The organism is Streptomyces sp. NPDC050636, from assembly GCF_040654775.1.
Lineage (GTDB): Bacteria > Actinomycetota > Actinomycetes > Streptomycetales > Streptomycetaceae > Streptomyces.
On sequence record NZ_JBFAIP010000011.1, the window covers coordinates 99,276 to 118,460 of the forward strand.

General features: G+C 68.9%; 20 protein-coding genes, 1 tRNA gene, 1 pseudogene and 1 riboswitch. Of the genes and pseudogenes, 13 read left to right on the top strand and 9 right to left on the bottom strand.

The window, feature by feature from the left end:
* Positions 1–106 precede the first annotated feature (106 nt).
* Positions 107–1,375, bottom strand: coding sequence for a PTS transporter subunit EIIC (locus AB0I10_RS13060; protein ID WP_363152485.1), 1,269 nt, complete (start codon positions 1,373–1,375; stop codon positions 107–109).
* Positions 1,376–1,644: 269 nt separating this feature from the next.
* Entirely contained in the window at positions 1,645–2,958 is a 1,314-nt protein-coding gene (locus tag AB0I10_RS13065) for a PTS transporter subunit EIIC (RefSeq protein WP_363152486.1), read from the bottom strand.
* A 228-nt stretch (positions 2,959–3,186) separates the two neighbouring features.
* Here AB0I10_RS13065 and AB0I10_RS13070 point away from each other — a divergent pair, with 228 nt between their 5' ends.
* The 4 genes from AB0I10_RS13070 (at position 3,187) to rdgB (ending at position 5,432) form a co-directional block, all read left to right on the top strand.
* On the top strand, positions 3,187–3,426 hold the full coding sequence (locus tag AB0I10_RS13070; protein ID WP_363152487.1) for a PTS glucose/sucrose transporter subunit IIB: 240 nt from the start codon (positions 3,187–3,189) through the stop codon (positions 3,424–3,426).
* Between the two features lie 90 nt (positions 3,427–3,516).
* Complete coding sequence (gene rph / locus AB0I10_RS13075; protein ID WP_363152488.1) at positions 3,517–4,248, top strand: ribonuclease PH; 732 nt, start codon at positions 3,517–3,519, stop codon at positions 4,246–4,248.
* 135 nt (positions 4,249–4,383) lie between these two features.
* A complete protein-coding gene (locus AB0I10_RS13080) occupies positions 4,384–4,803 on the top strand; it encodes a hypothetical protein (RefSeq protein ID WP_363152489.1) in 420 nt (139 codons plus the stop codon).
* Positions 4,804–4,811: 8 nt separating this feature from the next.
* Complete coding sequence (gene rdgB, locus AB0I10_RS13085) at positions 4,812–5,432, top strand: RdgB/HAM1 family non-canonical purine NTP pyrophosphatase (protein WP_363152490.1); 621 nt, start codon at positions 4,812–4,814, stop codon at positions 5,430–5,432.
* Positions 5,433–5,500: 68 nt separating this feature from the next.
* On the opposite strand, the gene AB0I10_RS13090 is transcribed toward rdgB, so the two are convergent.
* From AB0I10_RS13090 to AB0I10_RS13105, 4 genes and pseudogenes are all read right to left on the bottom strand, one after another.
* Positions 5,501–5,584, bottom strand: a tRNA-Leu gene (locus AB0I10_RS13090).
* Between the two features lie 42 nt (positions 5,585–5,626).
* Positions 5,627–6,286 (bottom strand): HNH endonuclease signature motif containing protein, encoded by a 660-nt coding sequence (locus AB0I10_RS13095; RefSeq protein ID WP_363152491.1) that lies wholly within the window; start codon positions 6,284–6,286, stop codon positions 5,627–5,629.
* Positions 6,283–6,942, bottom strand: a complete 660-nt coding sequence (locus tag AB0I10_RS13100; RefSeq protein ID WP_363152492.1) for an HNH endonuclease signature motif containing protein — start codon at positions 6,940–6,942, stop codon at positions 6,283–6,285. Before AB0I10_RS13100 ends, AB0I10_RS13095 begins: the two co-directional genes overlap by 4 nt.
* 295 nt (positions 6,943–7,237) lie before the next feature.
* Positions 7,238–7,495, bottom strand: a pseudogene (locus AB0I10_RS13105) (hypothetical protein); the annotation flags it as partial.
* Positions 7,496–7,766: 271 nt separating this feature from the next.
* Between AB0I10_RS13105 and AB0I10_RS13110 the strand changes: the two are divergent.
* Both AB0I10_RS13110 and AB0I10_RS13115 read left to right on the top strand, forming a co-directional pair.
* Entirely contained in the window at positions 7,767–8,273 is a 507-nt protein-coding gene (locus tag AB0I10_RS13110) for a hypothetical protein (RefSeq protein ID WP_363152493.1), read from the top strand.
* A complete protein-coding gene (locus tag AB0I10_RS13115; protein WP_363152494.1) occupies positions 8,273–9,547 on the top strand; it encodes a HAMP domain-containing sensor histidine kinase in 1,275 nt (424 codons plus the stop codon). The genes AB0I10_RS13110 and AB0I10_RS13115 overlap by 1 nt, the downstream gene beginning before the upstream one ends.
* Before the next feature lie 100 nt (positions 9,548–9,647).
* Here the strand turns inward: AB0I10_RS13115 and bcp are convergent, their stop codons facing one another.
* Positions 9,648–10,115, bottom strand: a complete 468-nt coding sequence (gene bcp / locus AB0I10_RS13120; RefSeq protein ID WP_363152495.1) for a thioredoxin-dependent thiol peroxidase — start codon at positions 10,113–10,115, stop codon at positions 9,648–9,650.
* Positions 10,116–10,385: 270 nt separating this feature from the next.
* Between bcp and AB0I10_RS13125 the strand changes: the two genes are divergently transcribed.
* From AB0I10_RS13125 to AB0I10_RS13135, 3 genes are all read left to right on the top strand, one after another.
* Positions 10,386–10,706, top strand: a complete 321-nt coding sequence (locus AB0I10_RS13125; protein WP_363152496.1) for a DUF3618 domain-containing protein — start codon at positions 10,386–10,388, stop codon at positions 10,704–10,706.
* A 119-nt stretch (positions 10,707–10,825) separates the two neighbouring features.
* On the top strand, positions 10,826–11,128 hold the full coding sequence (locus AB0I10_RS13130; RefSeq protein WP_048828920.1) for a co-chaperone GroES: 303 nt from the start codon (positions 10,826–10,828) through the stop codon (positions 11,126–11,128).
* Between the two features lie 55 nt (positions 11,129–11,183).
* Positions 11,184–11,243: riboswitch (guanidine-III (ykkC-III) riboswitch) on the top strand.
* A gap of 34 nt (positions 11,244–11,277) precedes the next feature.
* Entirely contained in the window at positions 11,278–11,598 is a 321-nt protein-coding gene (locus AB0I10_RS13135) for a multidrug efflux SMR transporter (protein ID WP_363152497.1), read from the top strand.
* An 18-nt stretch (positions 11,599–11,616) separates the two neighbouring features.
* On the opposite strand, the gene AB0I10_RS13140 is transcribed toward AB0I10_RS13135, so the two are convergent.
* Positions 11,617–13,926, bottom strand: a complete 2,310-nt coding sequence (locus AB0I10_RS13140; protein WP_363152498.1) for a transglycosylase domain-containing protein — start codon at positions 13,924–13,926, stop codon at positions 11,617–11,619.
* Between the two features lie 290 nt (positions 13,927–14,216).
* Here AB0I10_RS13140 and AB0I10_RS13145 point away from each other — a divergent pair, with 290 nt between their 5' ends.
* The 4 genes from AB0I10_RS13145 (at position 14,217) to AB0I10_RS13160 (ending at position 17,624) form a co-directional block, all read left to right on the top strand.
* The gene (locus AB0I10_RS13145; RefSeq protein ID WP_363152499.1) at positions 14,217–15,011 is read left to right on the top strand and encodes an ABC-2 family transporter protein; all 795 of its coding nucleotides are present in this window, start codon (positions 14,217–14,219) and stop codon (positions 15,009–15,011) included.
* Positions 15,012–15,081: 70 nt separating this feature from the next.
* Positions 15,082–15,846 (top strand): ABC transporter permease, encoded by a 765-nt coding sequence (locus tag AB0I10_RS13150; RefSeq protein ID WP_363152532.1) that lies wholly within the window; start codon positions 15,082–15,084, stop codon positions 15,844–15,846.
* A gap of 48 nt (positions 15,847–15,894) precedes the next feature.
* Complete coding sequence (locus AB0I10_RS13155) at positions 15,895–16,872, top strand: ATP-binding cassette domain-containing protein (RefSeq protein WP_363152500.1); 978 nt, start codon at positions 15,895–15,897, stop codon at positions 16,870–16,872.
* A gap of 59 nt (positions 16,873–16,931) precedes the next feature.
* Complete coding sequence (locus AB0I10_RS13160; RefSeq protein ID WP_363152501.1) at positions 16,932–17,624, top strand: DUF1707 domain-containing protein; 693 nt, start codon at positions 16,932–16,934, stop codon at positions 17,622–17,624.
* Positions 17,625–17,648: 24 nt separating this feature from the next.
* Here AB0I10_RS13160 and AB0I10_RS13165 read toward each other — a convergent pair whose 3' ends face one another.
* Complete coding sequence (locus AB0I10_RS13165) at positions 17,649–18,959, bottom strand: SGNH/GDSL hydrolase family protein (protein ID WP_363152502.1); 1,311 nt, start codon at positions 18,957–18,959, stop codon at positions 17,649–17,651.
* Positions 18,960–19,185 lie beyond the last annotated feature (226 nt).

The following is a 19,185-nucleotide window of genomic DNA, read 5'->3' on the forward strand; positions in this document are numbered from 1 at the left end:
TGTTTCCCCCGCCAGCCGCCGTGGTCGCACCGCACCGGGACACGAACTGCCGACGGCCTCCCTGCTCGTCGGTGCAGGGAGGCCGCCTTTTCCGGCAGGTGCGGGCCTACTTGGCCTTGGTCTTCTCGGCTTCGAGCAGTTCCTCGTCGGGCTCGCGACCCGGCGTCGGAAGGTTGAACTTGGTGATCGCGAAGCGGAAGACCGCGTAGTAGAGGACTCCGAAGCAGAGTCCCACCAGCGCCAGCATCCACGGCTTGGTCGCGATGCCCAGGTTGAGCAGGAAGTCGATGGCGCCGGCCGAGAAGCCGAAGCCGTCCTTCATGCCCAGGGCCCAGGTCAGCGCCATCGACACACCGGTCAGTACGGCATGGATCGCGTACAGCACAGGCGCGATGAACATGAAGGTGAACTCGATCGGCTCGGTCACGCCGGTGACGAAGGCCGTGAGAGCCAGGGAGAGCATCATGCCGCCGACGACCTTGCGGCGCTCGGGACGGGCGCAGTGGGTGATCGCCAGGCAGGCGGCCGGCAGCGCGAACATCATGATCGGGAAGAAGCCGGTGGTGAACTGCCCGGCGCTCGGGTCGCCGGCCAGGAACCGGGCGATGTCGCCGTGCTTGCCGTCGAACTCACCGGCCTGCAGCCACGGGAACGAGTTCAGCAGGTGGTGCATGCCGACCGGGATCAGTGCGCGGTTGGCGACGCCGAAGATGCCCGCGCCCACGGCGCCCGAGCCGACCAGCCACTCACCGAAGTTGTGCAGACCAGCACCGAGGACCGGCCAGATGTAGCCGAAGAGGATGCCGATGACCAGGCCGGCGAACGAGGCCAGGATCGGGACGAGGCGGCGGCCGCTGAAGAAGCCCAGCCAGTCGGGGAGCTTCTTGCGGCTGTAGCGCTGATAGAGCAGGGCGACCACGATGCCGATCACGACACCGCCGAGAACGCCCGCGTTCACCGGCGGCGCGACCTCGGCTATCTTCCCGTCCACCACCTGCTGGACCTTGGGAAGGTTGCTGTCGGTGAAGGTGCCCAGAACCTTGCTGAAGACCAGGTAGCCGACCACGGCGGCCAGGGCGGTGGAGCCGTCCGCCTTCTTGGCGAAGCCGATGGCGATACCCACCGCGAACAGCAGCGGCATGTTGTCGAGCAGGGCGCCGCCGCCGGCCGCCATGAACTCGGCGAGCTTGTTCAGGAAGGCCGGGAAGGACTCCCGGCCGAGCATGTCGTCCTGGCCCAGGCGGACCATCAGTGCGGCTGCGGGCAACGTGGCGATCGGCAGCATGAGGCTGCGGCCGATACGTTGACCGACTGCCATGACGCTGGAGCCGGGGCCCTTCTTCTTGGGGGCCGCCGTAGCAGTGGCCGAACTCATCGGATTCCTCCTGGTGAGGCGGGCACTCGGAAGGGGGGCGGCCCGCTTGTTGGTCTAAACCACTAGTGGTTTAGACCATTCTTAGCACGTAGCCGAGGCATAAAGGAATCCATTGTTCCAAGTGGTTTGGACCACATGGCAACCGGCCCCCGAGTCCATGGACTGGAGGGCCGGCGAGCAGGCGGCAGAAGGCCTGGTGAGGGCGGGGTACGGGGCGATGCGGGACGGTGCCGGGCCGTTCGGTGGCGACGCGGAACGCCCGCCCGCCGCTACTTGATGTTCTCCTTCTCCATCGCGTCCCCCACTTCGTCCGGCTCGCGGCCAGGAGTCGGCAGATCGAATTTCGTGATCGCGAAACGGAAGACGGCGTAGTAGACGGCGGCGAAACAGAAACCGATCGGAATGATCAACCAGGGTTTGGTCGCCAGCCCCCAGTTGATGACGTAGTCGATCAAGCCCGCCGAGAAACTGAAACTGTCGTGCACCCCCAGCGCCCAGGTCACCGCCATCGACACACCCGTCAGCACGGCATGGATCACATACAGCAGCGGCGCGATGAACAGGAACGAGTACTCGATCGGCTCGGTCACCCCGGTCACGAACGAGGTCAGCCCGACCGACAGCATCATTCCGGACACCTCCTTACGGCGGTGCCGCTTGGCGCAGTGCGCGATCGCCAGCCCCGCCGCCGGCAGCGCGAACATCATGATCGGGAAGAACCCGGTCTCGAACTGACCCGCCGTCGGATCGCCCGCCAGGAACCGGTTGATGTCACCGTGCACGACCGTGCCGTCCGGCTTGGTGTAGTCGCCGAACTGGAACCAGACGAAGGTGTTCAGGAACTGGTGCAGGCCGACCACCAGCAGCGCGCGGTTCGCGACGCCGAAGATGCCCGAGCCGATCCAGTCCAGATCGGTCAGCCACTCGCTGAAGCTCGTCAGCGCGTCACCGACCGGCGGCCAGATCCACACGGACACCACGGCGACCCCCACACCGACGAAGGCCATGACGATCGGCACCAGCCGGCGGCCGTTGAAGAAGCCCAGCCAGTCGACGAGCTTCACCCGATGCAGACGCATCCAGAACCAGGCCGACAGGAGGCCCATGACAATGCCGCCGAAAACCCCCGGATTCTGGAACGCCGCCGGCGTCACCGTCCCGTCCGGGACCACACACACGCCCGCCCACACACCCGCCTGCGTGTATTTCTGGCCCGATTCACAGTCCACCGGGAACTGGTGCAGCACCGAGTAATAGACAAGGAAGCCGACCACCGCGGCCAGCGCCGTCGAACCGTCCGCCTTCTTCGCCATGCCGATCGCGACACCGATACAGAACAGCAGCGGCAGGCCCAGCCCCGAATCCAGCAGCGCGCCGCCCGCACCCGCGAACACCTTCGCGACGTCGTCCCAACCCAGCCCCTCCGCCCCGAACACGTCCGGCTGGCCCAGCCGGTTGAGGATGCCCGCGGCCGGCAGCACGGCAATCGGCAGCTGGAGACTGCGGCCCATCTTCTGCATGCCCTGGAAGGCGACGGACGTCCGCTTCTTCTTCGGCGCCGCCGCTGCTGCGTTCGCGCTCATCCTCGTCCTCCAGGCGGTCGGCCCGTCGTCAACCGGCCCGATGCTTGCCGCATACTGTGGTCATACTGGTGGTGTAGACCACTCGGTGCGTTCCGGCCCCCGGCCACACACTCCGGGTGATCGCCATCCTTCGGTAGATAGCGGACTAACGCCCACATAGTTGGGCTGAACGTGCGTTACCGTGTGAAAACCGCTCGGCGGAACCGCCGGCGGCCGAGACAAGCAGGAGTGGACATGGCCAGCAAGGCTGAGAAGATCGTCGCCGGGCTCGGCGGACTCGACAACATCGAAGAGGTCGAGGGCTGCATCACCCGTCTCCGCACCGAAGTCGTCAACCCCGACCTCGTCGACGAAGCCGCGCTCAAGGCCGCCGGCGCCCACGGCGTCGTCAAGATGGGCACCGCGATCCAGGTCGTCATCGGCACCGACGCCGACCCCATCGCCTCCGACATCGAAGACATGATGTGAGCTGACCACCCCACAGCTCCAGGGCCCCGCTCCGGACCGCACAACCCGTACCGGAACGGGGCCCTCGCCATTCCCGATAGGGTCTACGCCATGTCTCGCATCGACGGCCGCACCCCCGAACAGCTCCGCCCCGTCACCATCGAACGCGGCTGGAGCAAGCACGCCGAAGGCTCCGTCCTCATCTCCTTCGGCGACACCAAAGTCTTCTGCACCGCCTCCGTCACCGAAGGCGTCCCCCGCTGGCGCAAGGGCAGCGGCGAAGGCTGGGTCACTGCCGAATACTCGATGCTGCCCCGCTCCACCAACACCCGCGGCGACCGCGAATCCGTACGCGGCAAGATCGGCGGCCGCACCCACGAAATCAGCCGCCTCATCGGACGCTCGCTGCGCGCCGTCATCGACTACAAAGCCCTCGGCGAGAACACCATCGTCCTCGACTGCGACGTCCTCCAAGCCGACGGCGGCACCCGCACCGCCGCCATCACCGGCGCCTACGTCGCCCTCGCCGACGCCATCACCTGGGCCCAGCACAAAAAGCTCATCAAGCACGGCCGCCAGCCCCTCGCCGGGACGGTGAGCGCGGTCAGCGTCGGCATCGTCGGCGGCATCCCACTCCTCGACCTCTGCTACGAGGAAGACGTCCGCGCCGAAACCGACATGAACGTCGTCTGCACCGGCGACGGACGCTTCGTCGAGGTCCAGGGCACCGCCGAAGCCGAACCCTTCACCCGCGACGAACTCAGCTCCCTCCTCGACCTCGCCGCAGCCGGCTGCGCCGAACTCGACACTGTCCAGCGCGAAGCACTCGCCCGTACGCTGTAACGGCCACGGCGGGGCCGCCCCCTCTGCCCCCGCTTGTCCGACCTTCGCCCCCGACCACGGCGCCCTGGCAACCAAACCAGGGCGCCGCGCGTTTGTTCCTTTGCCCGAGCACGCCCCAAGGAAGGAACCCGTTCCATGGCCCCGCGCACACCCCGTCAGCTCCACCAGCACCGCCGGCCCGCCACCGCCGCACTCGCCACACTGGCCGCCGTCACGCTCGCCGTACCGCTGCTCTCCTCCTGCGGAGCGGTCAACAAGGCCATGGACTGCGCCAACACCGCCACCGCCATCGTCGACAGCGTCGACAAACTCCAGAAGGCCGTCGGGAGCGCCCTCGACAACCCCCAGGAAGCCAAAGAGGCCCTCGACGCCATCGACAAGAACCTCGACAAGGTCAGCAAATCGACGGACGACCCCGAGCTCTCCAAAGCCATCGACAAGATGAACACCGGCGTCAAGAACGCGCGCACGGACATCGACAACGCCAAGGCACCCGACCTCAAGCCCATCTCCGACGCAGCCGGCGAAATCACCAACGTCTGCACCCCGGGATAATCACCCCCATGCAGCCTCAGACTGGCGGGCACCGCCTCATCCTCGCCACCCGCAACGCCGGCAAGATCACCGAACTCCGGGCCATCCTCGAAGCCGCCGACCTCGACGTCGAACTCGTCGGGGCCGACGCCTACCCCGAGGTCCCGGACGTCAAGGAAACCGGCGTCACCTTCGCCGAGAACGCCCTGCTCAAGGCCCACGCCCTCGCCCAGGCCACCGGCCACCCGGCCGTCGCCGACGACTCCGGCCTCTGCGTCGACGTCCTCGGCGGCGCCCCCGGCATCTTCTCCGCCCGCTGGGCCGGCAAGCACGGCGACGACCGCGCCAACCTGACCCTCCTGCTCGCCCAGCTCGCCGACATCCCCGACGACCACCGCGCCGCCCACTTCGCCTGCGCCGCGGCGCTCGCCCTCCCCGACGGCACCCAACGCGTCGTCGAGGGCAGACTCGAAGGCACCCTCCGCCGCACCCCCACCGGCACCGGCGGCTTCGGCTACGACCCCGTCCTCCAGCCCCTCGGCGAAACCCGCACCTGCGCCGAACTGACCCCGGCCGAGAAGAACGCGATCAGCCATCGCGGGAAGGCGTTCCGGGCGTTGGTGCCGGTGGTGGGGGAGTTGGTGGGCTGAGGAGGCCTGCATGCGCATGGCAAAGGCCTGGCCCGTAATCTTCACGGGCCAGGCCTCATCGTCATCGGTACGGCCGGTGGGACTCGAACCCACACGCCTCGAAGGCACTGGTACCTAAAACCAGCCTGTCTCACCAGTTCCAGCACGGCCGCTCGTCACGCCCATAGTACTGGTTGGCGAGCGCGCACTGAGAGTTATGGTTTCCGTCGGCCTCCCCGGCACCACGTGTCGGTGATCGCATGGCAGTTGGGGCACAACAGCCGCAGGTTTTCGGGGCGGTCGTCGCGCCAGTCCCCGTTGATGTGGTCGACTTCCAAGGTCATGGGCTTGCCATGCCAAACGGGGGCTGTGCCACACTCGACGCACTCTTCGGGCACGCCGATCTGCCGAAGGGCTCGACGCAGCATCACGGTTCTTGTGCGGCGTGTGCCGCAGTACTTCACGAGGATCTGCTCGGGAGGCTTGACCGGCGTGGTGCCAGGCCTCCCGCGCATTTGCGCCTGTCCCAGGAAGTGACTGGTGTCGATGTCGTACTCGGACACCCACTGAGCGAACAGGGATCGATTGCCACCGCTGACCGGCTTTCCCAGGTGCCGCAGGGCGGCTGCGATCGACAGGGATTCGCTGACGGCATCCTGAAGCGCCTCTCTTGTGGGGCGGTGATGAGCCTTACGCCGCGTGACAGGCTTGAAGTGCGATACGTCGATCCCGAAGTGGTCGAAGCGCTTGAGCAAATGGCGGCGCACTTGGTGATAGGAACGTCCGCCGCAAAACGCGATGACTTCGTCGATTTCCGTGCAGTGAATTGCAGCTTCCGCCAGCAGTTCTCGGGTGTAGCGCACGCGATCGCTCATCGCTCCGCTCCTGCCCGCGCGGCGCGGATGCGCTTATTACGCCCCCGATACGAGTCCGTCGCCGAGTGGCAGTTGGGGCACAACAGCCGCAGATTCTCCCGGCGGTTGTTCCGCCAGTTGCCGTCGATGTGGTCCACCTCAAGCGGCAGCGGGCGGTTACGCCAGACAGGCCCCGTCCCGCAGAGTCCGCACCGCTCCTGCGCCCCGAGTGCCAGCATCGCGCACTTGAGGCGGCTGCTCGGCACCCGACGGACCGGATTCTCCTCCTCCACCAGGAGCGCTTCAGGGCTGCACCGCCGACGTGCCTTGGTCTTCCTCCGGCCCTGTGGAGAGAAGTGCGACGTGTCGATCCCCAGGCTTCGGATACGTCGGCTGATGTGGGTGTGCTGACCGCCCACCGGATCGAGTCCGAGGCGGCGTACAACGTCGGCGATGCTGTGTGAGCAGGCCACCAGTTCGCGGAGCCTGGCCTCGGTATGGCGCACACGCGCCGGCGCGAAGTGCGCAGTGTCGACGCCCGCTTCCATCATCCTGGCGCGTAAGTACCGCCTGCTGCCCGGTGTCGGTGTCCCGCCGAACCACCGCACCGCCTCGTCATAAGACGTCGATGCGCGAGCTGCTTCCGTCAGCCGCTCGCGGGTGTACTTCACCGGCATTCTTCCCCCATCCCGCGCAACGGGCCCACCCCATGCGCTCCATCGCTCTCGAACAGAACAACGGTCGAACGTGGAGCCGGTTACGTTGAACGGCGGAATGGGTGAAACCGGGGATTTTCGTGAGGAATTGTCGGTTCAGAAGCGGGGTTCGGATGTTTGGGCCGTGATCATTGCGACGGCTTCTTCCTTTGTGGCTACTGAGGGCGGGGAGCCTACGAGGGGCTGTTGGGCGGTTTCCTTCATGCAGACGACCGTCGGTGATGTTGTAAGCGCCGACCAGGGCGATGCAGAGGATGAGGGTGGGCCACTGCTGGGTGAAGAATTCGCCGAGCTTTTTCTTGGGGACGTATTCGGCGATGAAGGTGGAGGCGCCGCCGAGCGGCCGTGCGAGGAAGGCGACGGCGAAGGTGGCGAAGGGTGAGAGCAGGCTGGTGGTGTCGCTGTCGCCGGGGGAGAAGACCTTGCCGATGGTGATCGCGAGATAGCCGCAGATCCCGAAGTTGAACCATTCCATGGCGTTGCCGAGGGCGGCGGATTTCACGGCCCGTTTGACGACCGGACTGCTTCGGTGCTGTCGGTCGCCGCTGGGCGTCCTCTCGGTCGGTCAGTGCGTGGAGCGCGGGTCAAACCACCTGGCTGAATATCGGCGCGCCAGAGGTGTTCCGGGTCTTGTTACAGGACTGGTACACAGCCGCGCGGTCACCGCAGTGTTCGGGCAATGAGGCTGTGTGGCGGGCAGGGGAGAGTGACGGTGTCGAAATCGCTCTTTTCGTTCGTGTTTGCTGGTGGGGGTACTGGGGTGAGGGCCCCGGGAGGAGTACGTGATGACCGATCGCGCTGGGGCCCGCTGGGCTCGTGGGCGTATCGCTCTGGCGGCCTTTGCCGTGGTGACGGCACTGGCGGCCGGAGGGGTGTGGTTCAGCCAGGCGTCGGATCGCGCGTCGGCGGTGGATGCGGCGCCGAAGACCTCGGCGGCGCAGGACGTGAAGTCGGCCGGTAAGCCCTCGGGGGGCCTGCCGGGTGTACGGGACTGCGGGTTCGGTGAGCCGCAGATCAAGCCGCAGGTGATTACGTTGACCTGCGCGGATGTGGGGATGGTGGCGACGGCGATCACCTGGGAGCGGTATGGCTCGCAGGAGGCGGAGGGCAGGGGCGTGGTGCAGGTCGAGAAGACCGCCGCGGGTGTGGGGACGGATTCCGGGTTTCCGGCGACGTTCCGGCTCTACGGCGCGGAGCCGGTCAAGGGCGGGCGGGCCTTCACCGGGCTTGAGGTGACGTACGAGGGCTCGACGCCGCTCGGGGACACGACGGAGATGTACAACCTCGCGTGATGGGCATTCGAGGCCGGATCGCCCTGGCCATTTCGTGTATGACGGCGCTGGCCGTGGTGGTGCTCGGGTTCGCCGTGCACCACATAGCCGATGCCGAGCGGGAGCGGTCGGCGCGGGCGTATCAGGACGACCGGCTGAGTTCCGCGCTGCAGATCTACGAGCGGGACGGCACGCTGGCGCTGGGGGCGCAGTTGAACGCTGCGACGTTGCCGTTGCCGTTGCGGGAGGCGGTGTTCAAGGGCCGGTCGGGGACGTATGTCAGCGGTGGTGAGGATCCGCGGGTGTGGGCGGCGACGGGGGTCAGCGGCGGCGTGGACGGGAGCGGTCCGGCGCGGTCGTTGTCGGTTTCGGCGGCGTATCCGGATGATGATCCGGCGCAACTTTCCCTGGACCGGGCGTTGTTGATCGCGGGGTGTGGCACGGTCCTGCTGATGGCGGTGGTGTCGTGGTTCGTGGCGCAGCGGCTGTCGCGGCGGCTGCGGCTGAGTGCCGCGGCGGCGCGGCGGATCGCGGCGGGTGCGGCGCCGGACGCGGATGCGCTGGCGAGTCATGGCCGGGACGAGGTGGCCGAGCTGGGCCGCAGTGTGCATCACATGGCGACGTCGTTGGCGGCGCGGGTGGAGGCGGAGCGGGAGTTCACCGCGGATGTGGCGCATGAGCTGCGGACGCCGGTGGCGGGGTTGGTGGCGGCCGCGGAGCTGTTGCCGCAGCAGCGTGCGGTGGAGTTGGTGCAGGACCGGGCGCAGGCGATGCGGCGGCTGGTGGAGGATCTGCTGGAGGTTTCGCGGCTGGACGCGGGCGTGGAGCGGGCGGATCTGGATGCCTGTGAGCTGCCGTCGTTGGTGCGCGGGATCGTCAAGCGGGCGGCGCGGCAGCGGGGCGTGGACGAGGTGTCCGTGTCGGTGGAGGGGGAGCCGCGGATCGTGGAGACGGACCGGCGCCGGGTGGAGCGGGTGCTGGTGAACCTGCTGGCGAACGCGGCGAAGCACGGTAGGCCGCCGATCGAGGTGGTGGTGGCGGGTTCCCGGATCGTGGTGCGGGATCACGGGCCCGGCTATCCGGCGGAGTTGTGCGCGGAGGGGCCGCGGCGGTTCCGTACGGCGGCGCCTGAGCGGGGGACCGGGCACGGTCTGGGGCTGACGATCGCGGCGGGGCAGGCGGATGTGCTGGGGGCGCGGCTGGACTTCGGCGCCGCCGCGGAGGGCGGCGCCGAGGCGGTGCTGGAGCTGCCGGACCGGGCGGTGGTGGTGGCCCCGGAGGCGGTGTCCGGGTAGGGCGGCGTTGCCGCCCGAGGTCGTCACCGCCGAGGCCGTCACCTCCGAGGTCCTTACAACCCCAAATCCTTGCTGCCCCAGGTCGTTACAGCCCAGGTGCTTACAGCCCCAGATCCTTGATGATCTTGGCGACGTGGCCGGTGGCCTTGACGTTGTAGAGGGCGCGCTCGACCTTGCCCTCCTCGTCGAGGATGACGGTGGAGCGGATCACGCCGGTGACGGTCTTGCCGTAGAGCTTCTTCTCGCCGAAGGCGCCGTACGCCTCCAGGACCTGCTTGTCGGGGTCGCCGAGCAGGGTGACCTTGAGCTCTTCCTTCTCCCGGAACTTGGCGAGCTTCTCCGGCTTGTCGGGGGAGATGCCGATGACGTCGTAGCCGTGGCCGGCCAGGAAGTCGAGGTTGTCGGTGAAGTCGCAGGCCTGCTTGGTGCAGCCGGGGGTCAGCGCGGCCGGGTAGAAGTACACGATGACCTTGCGGCCCTTGTGGTCGGCGAGCGAGACCTGGTTGCCGTCCGCGTCGGGAAGGGTGAAGGCCGGGGCGGCGTCGCCGGTCTGCAGTCGCTCGGTCATGGCTCTCCTTTGTGCGTCGGTGCGCAGGGGGTGCGCTGGATCTGCGGGGGATCCGTATGCCCCGAGGTTACGCAGCCGGGCCGTGGGACGGTGTCGGGGGCGCCGCCGGTGTGTGAAACGGGGGTGCTGTGGGGCACGGCAGGGCGTGAGCTGACAGACTGTCCATCACGAATCGGCTGGAGGACGGTGGCCGGTTCCGTACGGGAAGCCGGAAACCGGTTACGGTTTCGGCTTTCGTACGCATCGGCCCGAGACGACGGAGGCAGCGCGGTGTCGGAAGCCAGGACCCCTGCGCAGATCGAGGCGGACATCGCCCGCAGGCGGCAGGATCTCGCCGTGACGCTCGACGAGATCGGTGTGCGACTGCACCCGCAGACGATCATCGGCGATGCGAAGGCGAAGGCCGCGGCGGCGGTGGACCGTACGGCGGGGCGGGCGTATGTGGCCGCCAATCGCGCGATGACGGAGGTGCGCTTCCGGCTGGTGTCGGAGGACGGGTCGCCGCGGCTGGAGCGAATCGTTCCGGTGGCCATGGTGGGTGTGGCCGTGGTGGGGCTGCTGGCGCTGCGCGCCAAGCGGCGCCGTTCGTAGCGGGCGACATCGAGGTCCCCGGCGCGGCCCGCGGTGCGTAAGTGGCGTCTCCGGGCAGGTACGGTCATGCCGTGAGCCCGAATAACACCAAGGACACCCACGACAAGCTGCCGATCCGGATGCTGCACGACCGCGTGCTGGTCCGGACGGACATCCCCGAAGGCGAGCGGCGCTCCAGCGGGGGCATCGTCATTCCGGCGACCGCCGCGGTCGGCCGCCGCCTGGCCTGGGCCGAGGTGGTCGCGGTCGGGCAGAACGTGCGGACCGTCGAGGTGGGTGACCGGGTGCTGTACGACCCGGAGGACCGGGCCGAGGTCGAGGTGCGCGGCGTGGCGTATGTGCTGATGCGGGAGCGCGATCTGCATGCGGTGGCCGCGGAGCGGCTGGAGGGCGCGGAGGACGCGACGGGGCTGTACCTGTAGAACTTGCGGCTGACGGGCGGTGACCGAGGTCACCGCCCGTTTTGTCGGCACTTTGCTAGCCTCGGAGAGAACCCGACGAGACGCGCCGTACCGGGTCAGGACAAGACGACGCACCCCTGTTGAAGCTCGTATTCCACGGAGGTGCCGTCATGGCATGGATCCTGCTCGCCGTCGCTGGTCTGCTGGAGGTCGGCTGGTCGATCGGTATGAAGTTCACCGACGGCTTCACCCGGTTGTGGCCCAGTGTGTTCACCGGCGCGGGCATTGCCGCCAGCATGCTGCTGCTCTCGTACGCGGCCAGGACCCTGCCGATCGGTACCGCCTATGGCGTGTGGGTCGGTATCGGGGCGGCGGGTGCGGCGGTGGTGGGGATGCTGGTGCTCGATGAGCCGGTCACCGCGGCCCGGATCTTCTTCATCTGCTTGCTGCTGGTGGCCGTGGTGGGGCTGAAGGCGACATCGGGACACTGACGGGGCCGCCTGCTCCGCTCACCCCCCACCCCACTCGTCCCACCCCGTGCCCTGCCCCATGAATTCGTCCCCCGGTCCCACGGTCGGGAAATCCTCCGTGGGCTCGGGCGGCTCATCGGTTGGGAAGGTGGGGGTGGGTGGTTCGACGGTCGGTTCGGTGGGGAAGTCGGTAGGCGGTTCGTCGGTGGGGCCGGGTGATTCGGAGGTCGGCGGTGCCGATTCGGTGGGCGATGCCGGGGCGCCGGTGGTCGGCTCGGGCGACGGCGACCCGGCGCCCGGTTCCAGCTCCAGGTCGAAGTCGCGGATCGGCCGGCCGGAGAGGGCGGCGGCGGTGTAGTCGGCCCAGATCTCGGCGGGGAAGCCGCCTCCGTTAATGCGCGGCAGGCCCGCCGCGCCGTAGAGCGGCTCCTGTGCGGCGCTTTTCGGGTTCTGGCCCAGTACGGCGACCACGGTGGCGAGTTCGGGGGTGTAGCCCGCGAACCAGGCGGCCTTGTCCTCCTCCGCGGTGCCGGTCTTGCCCGCCGCGGGCCGGCCGGCGGCCTGGGCTGCGGTGCCGGTGCCGCCCTCGACGACGCTGCGCAGGATCGAGGTGGTGGTGTCGGCGGCGTTGCGCGAGATGGCGGTGCCCTCGGGGCGCTCGGGCAGTTCGAGGCCCTCGCCCCTCTTGGAGATCTTGTCGACCAGTGTGTACGGCCGCTGCTGGCCGTGGTTGGCGAACGTCGCGTACACCTGCGTCATTTCCAGGACGCTGGGGGTGGCGGTGCCCAGCGAGATCGCGCCCTCGGACGATCCGAGGCTCGGGGTGTTGGCGGGAATGCCCAGGTCGACGGCGGTGTTCTTGACCTTGCTGGGGCCGACGTCGATGCCCATCTGGGCGTAGACGGCGTTGACGGACTTGTCGGTGGCCTCGGTGACGGTGATCGGGCCGTAGGAGTGGTCGTCCTCGTTGGCGGGCGCGAAGCCGGTGGGGGAGCCGTTGCTGATGGTCATCCGCTTGTTGGTGCCGTCGTAGACGGTGTTGGGGGTGATCGGGGCGCCGTCCTGGGTGGTGGAGTCGTTCTGGACGGCGGAGGCGAAGACGATCGGCTTGAAGGTGGAGCCGACCTGGTAGTCGCGGCGGGTGGCGCCGTTGACGTACTGCTTGGCGTAGTCGATGCCGCCGTAGAGCGCGACGACCCGGCCGGTGGCGGGGTCGATGGAGGAGCCGCCGGCTCGGACGTAGGAGTCGACCTTCCGTGAGTCGCTGAGCTTGTCCATCATCTGCGTGTCGACCGCTTCGACGAAGGCGTTCTGACGCTTCTTGCTGATGGTGGTGGTGATGCGGTAGCCGCCGGTCCGCAGGGTGTCCTCGTCGATGATCTTGTTGGTGGTCAGGTAGTCCTTGACCGCTTCGACGAGATAGCCGCGCTGGCCGGTGAGGCCGGCGGACGCCTTGGCCGGTCCCGGCGTGGGGAACTTCATCGCGGACTGCTCGGCCTGGCTGAGCCACTTCTTCTTCACCATGCCGTCCAGCACGTAGTTCCAACGCGCCAGCGCCCGCGGCTTGTTCTCGGGGTGGGCGGCGATGTCGTACGCGCTGGGGGCGTTGAGGAGGGTGGCGAGGTAGGCGCCCTCGGCGGTGGTCAGCTCCTCGGAGTTCTTGCCGTAGTAGGCCTGGGCGGCGGCCTGGATGCCGTACGCGTTGCGGCCGTAGTAGCTGGAGTTGAGGTAGCCCTCCAGGATGTCGTTCTTGCTCACCTCGCGGTCCAGCTTGATCGCGATGAAGAACTCCTTGGCCTTCCGCGTGATGGTCTGTTCCTGGCCCAGGTAGTAGTTCTTGACGTACTGCTGGGTGATGGTCGAACCGGACTGCTTGCCCTTGCCGGTGAGGGTGTTCCAGCCGGCCCGGAGCATCGCGGCGGGGTCGACCGCGGACTCGGAGTAGAAGTCGCGGTCCTCGGCGGCCAGCACGGCCTCCTGGACGGACTTGGGGATCTGGCTGAGCCTCACGTTCTCGCGGTTGACGTCGCCGTCGCGGGCCAGCTCCGCACCGTTGGAGTAGAGATAGACATTGCTCTGCGCCTTGGCCGCGGCGTTGGCCGGCGGAATGTCGACGAGCAGATATCCGGCGATCAGACCGCCCACGATCAGCAGCAGGATTCCCAGCACGGTGCCGAGCACCATCCGCCAGGTGGGCAGGAAACGGCGCCAGCCGGTGCGCGGGGGCCGCGGCTCCTCGGGTCTCTTGCCGGGCTCGCCGTTCCCGCCCGCCGCCGGCGTGTCGGGACGCGGTCCCCACTGCGGGGGGCCGGTGTGCTCCGGGCCGTCGTGCCGCGGATCGTCGCTCATGTCTGTATGGACTCCTCGGCCGGTGCCGATGGTTGTGCCGCAGCGGATCGGTGTCGTGTCGGGGGCTTTATTCCCCGCTCCTGAACAGGAACTGCCACCCGGTCAGAAACTGTCGCATCATGCGTCCCAGTCAAGAGGGGTGGCGCGCACCTGTGACCGCCCCGTGACCGGCCGAATGGCGTGCATGACTCACCCGGACCGGTGATAAACCGGTAGTGCCCTCCGAGTCCCCGCAGCTAGGCTCCGGTGCTTTGCCGTCCCACGACGCAGGGCTTTGGAGGAGCGCGGACGTGCTGTACGCGGCAGTGGCGGCCGGCAGCTTCCGGCGGTACGCGACCTATCGGATGGCCACGGTGGCGGGTGTCTTCACCAATACCGTCTTCGGCTTCATCGTCGCCTACACCTACCTCGCCCTCTGGGACGAGCGGCCGCATCTGGGCGGCTACGACCAGGCGCAGGCGCTGACGTTCGTCTGGATCGGACAGTCGCTGCTGGCGGCCATGGCGCTGCTCGTCGGCAGTGTGGACGAGCTCCAGGAGCGGATCCGGTCCGGTGATATCGCCGTGGACCTCTACCGGCCCGCCGACCTCCAACTGTGGTGGCTGTCCGCGGATCTGGGGCGGGCGGCGCTGATGCTGATCGGGCGCGGGGTGGCGCCGATGGCGGTGGGCTCCCTGTTCTTCCCTCTGACACTCCCGGCCGACGCGCTGACCTGGGGCTGTTTTCTGCTGTCCGCGACGCTGGGGGTGGTGGTCAGCTTCGCGCTGCGCTATCTCGTCGCACTGGCGTGCTTCTGGCTGCTGGACGGCTCGGGGCTGGCCCTGGTCAGCGGGCTGGCCTGCATGTTCTTCTCGGGGATGGTGCTGCCGCTGCGGGTCTTCCCCGGCGGTTTCGGCGAGCTTGCCCAGCTGTTGCCGTGGGCCGCAATGCTTCAGGTGCCGGCCGATGTGCTGCTCGGTGCGCGGACCGGTGGCTCGCTGCTGCGAGGGCTGGCGTTCCAGGCGGTGTGGGGTGTGGCGCTGCTGGCGTTGGGGCGGCTGGTGCAGAACGCCGCCACCCGCAAGGTGGTGGTGCACGGTGGTTAGGTTCGCGGCAGGCGGCGGCCGGCTGACGGCGGTGGCGCAGGGTGTGCGCGCGTACGGGCTGATCGTGCGGATGTGGGTGCGCTCCACCCTCGCCTACCGGACGTCGTTCGTGATGATGGCGGTCGGCAACTTCGCGGCCAGTGCCCTGGACTTCGTCGCGATCATGTTGATGTTCTCGCAGATCGATGCCCTTGGTGGGTTCTCGCTGCCCGAAGTCGCGTTTCTCTACGGCACGTCCAGTGTCTCGCTGGGGCTGGCGGATCTGCTGTTCGGCAGCATGGACCGGCTCGGCCGCCGGGTCCGCGACGGCACTCTCGACACCCTGCTGCTGCGTCCCGTACCGGTCTTCGCGCAGGTCGCCGCGGACCGCTTCGCGCTGCGCCGGCTGGGCCGGATCACCCAGGGCCTGCTGGTCCTCGGCTGGTCGGTGTCCCGGCTGGACGTGGACTGGACGGCGGGCCGGATGCTGATGGTGCCGCTGATGGTGGTGTGCGGCGCGGCCATCTTCGCGGCGGTGTTCACTGCGGGGGCCGCGTTCCAGTTCTGGGCGCAGGACGCGGCCGAGGTGCAGAACTCCTTCACCTACGGCGGCACCACCATGCTCCAGTACCCGCCGACGGTGTTCGCCGAGGACCTGGTGCGCGGGGTCACCTTCCTCGTCCCGCTGGCTTTTGTGAACTGGCTGCCCGCGCTGCGTCTGCTGGGCCGTCCGGACCCCCTGGGGCTGCCGGGCTGGGTGGACTTCATGGGGCCCGCGGTGGCCGCGCTGATGTGCGCGGGCGCCGGGCTGGCGTGGCGGTGCGGCGTGCGGGCGTACCGCAGCACCGGAAGCTGACGGCCGGCTGACGGAACATCAAGGACCAGACTTGGAAGGAGACGCGGGGTGAGCGGTGACGTTGCCGCGGCGGAGCGGCTGATCGAGGTCGACGGCGTGGAGAAGGTCTTCGCGGTACGGCGCAAGGCCGGCCGGCTGCGCAGGGTCAAGGGCGAGGTGCGGGCCGTGGACGGCATCAGCTTCCGGGTGCCGCGCGGCGAGATGGTCGGCTACATCGGGCCGAACGGTGCCGGCAAGTCCACCACGATCAAGATGCTGACGGGCATTCTGGTGCCCAGCAGCGGCCGGCTGCGGGTCGCCGGCATCGACCCGGCGCGGGAGCGGACCCGGCTGGCCCGCCGGATCGGGGTGGTGTTCGGGCAGCGCACCACGTTGTGGTGGGACCTGCCGCTGAGGGACTCGTACGAGCTGGTGCGGCGGATGTACCGGGTCCCGGACGCCGTCTACCGCGCCAATCTGGCGCGTTGCGTCGAGCTGTTGGACCTGGGGCCGCTGCTGGACGTGCCGGTGCGGCAGCTGTCGTTGGGGCAGCGGATGCGCGGCGATATCGCGGCGGCGCTGCTGCACGATCCGGAGGTGCTCTATCTGGACGAGCCGACCATCGGCCTGGATGTGATCAGCAAGGCGAAGGTGCGGGAGTTCCTGCGCGAGGTGAACGCCGAGCGGGGCACCACGGTCCTGCTCACCACCCACGATCTGACCGATATCGAGCAGCTGTGCCGCCGGGTGATGGTCATCGACCATGGCCGTCTGATGTACGACGGGGGGCTCGCCGGGCTGCGGGCGGCCGGTGACGGCGAGCGGACGCTGGTGGTGGACCTGGAGCGGGAGCTGCCGCCGATCGAGGGGGTACCGGGGGCCCGTACGGTCAAGGTGGAGGGGCCGCGGCAGTGGCTGGCGTTTCCGGCGGCGCGGAGCGCGGCACCCCTGGTGGCGGCGGTCGCCGAGCGCTATCCGCTGGTGGATCTGTCGGTGCGGGAGCCGGACATCGAGGATGTGATCGCGAAGCTGTACGCGAGGGGGTGATTCGGGCCCCGATTCACACCCCGACCCTGATCCACCGGACAGGCCCTAATCTGTGGCGTATGACTGACAAACTCCCCCAGTTGCGCGCCTCCGACGCCGACCGTGAGCGGGTGGCCGAGATCCTGCGGGACGCCCTCGCGGAGGGGCGGCTCGCCATGGAGGAGTTCGAGGAGCGGCTGGACGCGGCGTACCAGGCCCGTACGTACGGGGAGTTGGCTCCGCTCACCGCTGATCTGCCTGCTGCGTCCGGGGATTCGGCGGCGGGCGGGTGGCCCGCGGCGGCGGGGGTGCCGGATCGCTGGTCCGACCGGATCGGCGGCACCGCCACCTCGCGTGGGGCCTTCTCGATGTGGAGCGGGTTCCTGCGCAAGGGGCGATGGACCGCGCCGCGCACGTTCACGGCGGTCACGTTCCAGGGCGGCGGCAAGGTCGATCTGCGGGAGGCGCAGTTCGAGGCTCCCGAGATCACCGTTCGCTGTGTCGCGGTGATGGGCGGGGTGGACGTCGTGGTGCCGCCCGGCGTTCGGGTGCAGATCACCGGCTTCGGCCTGATGGGTGACTTCGACCGCACCGAGGACGGCACCGGCGATGCGGGCGCCCCCCTGGTGAAGGTCACCGGCTTCGCCCTGTGGGGTGGTGTGGGCACCAAGCGCAAGGAGAGCAAGGCGGAGCGGCTGCGGTTGAAGGCGGAGCGTGCGGAGCGGCAGCGGCAGGAGTCGCTGGACGAGAAGCCGCGCAAGGAGCTGGGCTGACGCGGATTCCGCCGGCGGCCCGCCTCAGAGCTCGGCCGGCGCCGTCCGCTTGAGATCGTCCAGGTTCAGCGCGTTCGCCATCGCCTGGTTGCCCGCGTCGCTCGGGTGGAGATGGTCACCGGAGTCGTAGGCGGGCAGCAGCCGCACCGGCGCCACCGGGTCGCGCAGCGCCTTGTCGAAGTCCACGACCTGGTCGTAGACCGTGCCGGCGCGGATGATGCGGTTGACCTGCTCGCGTACCGAGTTCAGCTGGTCGGAGTAGCCGCGGTGGCCGCCGAACGGAGTAAGGGTGCTGCCGGTGACGCGCAGGCCGCGGGCGTGCGCCTCGCGGACGATCTGCCGCATACCCGCGACGATCTTCTCCGGGTCGAGCTGGCGCGGGGACTTGAAGAGGTCGTTCAGGCCGACCTCGACGATGACGGCCTTCACACCCGTACGGGACAGCACGTCGCGGTCCAGCCGGGACAGCACGCTGGGCCCGTTGTTGGGCGAGAAGCGGCTGCCGTTGACGAGCAGGCGGTTGCCGCTGATGCCCTGGTTGAGGACGCCGTAGCGGGGCGCGCCGGGTTCGTCGCGCAGCCGGGCGGCGAGGAAGTCCGTCCAGCGGTGGTTGGCGCCCGCGGTGGAGGTGATGCCGTCGGTGATGGAGTCGCCTATGGCGACGACCGTGCCGTGCGCCTTGGTGCTCCACACGTCCACGCCGGTCAGATAGCGCCAGTAGGGGCTCTGTTCGGTGTAGGCGGCGCCGGTGGTGTCCTCGGTCCGGTCGCCGCGCGCCAGGTAGGAGGTCTGACGGGCATACGGGTGGTAGGTGGCCGGGCCGGAGGGGGACGGGGAGTAGGTGGTGACCAGGAGGTCCGCGTCGTGCGGGACGTTGAGCCGGACGGGGTCGCTGGTGACCGCGCCGCCGGCCGGGATGGTCACCGCGGGGCGGCCGCCGAAGGACAGCCGGCGCATGGTGCCGGCCGCGGCGGTCGGGTTGCTGGGGGCGGCGGCCAGGGCCAGTGAGGCGTGGCTGACGGGCAGCGGGCGGGTGCCGTAGAGGTTGGAGAGCTGGATGCGGGCGCCGGAGCCGCCGACGCTGGTGTGCACGACATTGCGTATCGACATGCCCGCGTAGCCGTCCAGGGTGCCCGGCTCGGCGGCCGCCGCGGCCGCTGACCAGGTGCCGACCCACTGTCCGGAGATCGCCGGGGCCGCGGGGTCGCGCGGCTTGTGCGAGGCTCTGCCCGGCCCGCTGTTCTCTCCGCCGAAGCCGACGAATATCGCGGTCGAGATCAGCACCACCACTGCCGCCAGACCGGCGAGCAGGGCGTAACCCACACTTTTGTTCATGCGGGAAAGGTCTCCTGGGGCAGGCGGAGCGGCATGCTCCGGACAGTGGGCAAGGGCAGCGAGTGATCAGCGGCACCATTGCGGTCCGATCGGTGCTTCATGATCCCACGGACCCCCTGGAGGCCGCCCGGCGCCCTGGGCGATGCCTCCCTGACGTGGACGCCGGGAACTCGTGGTTCGTTCCGGGAGTAGGTCACAGTTGGACATACGGCCCGACCGGCGGGCG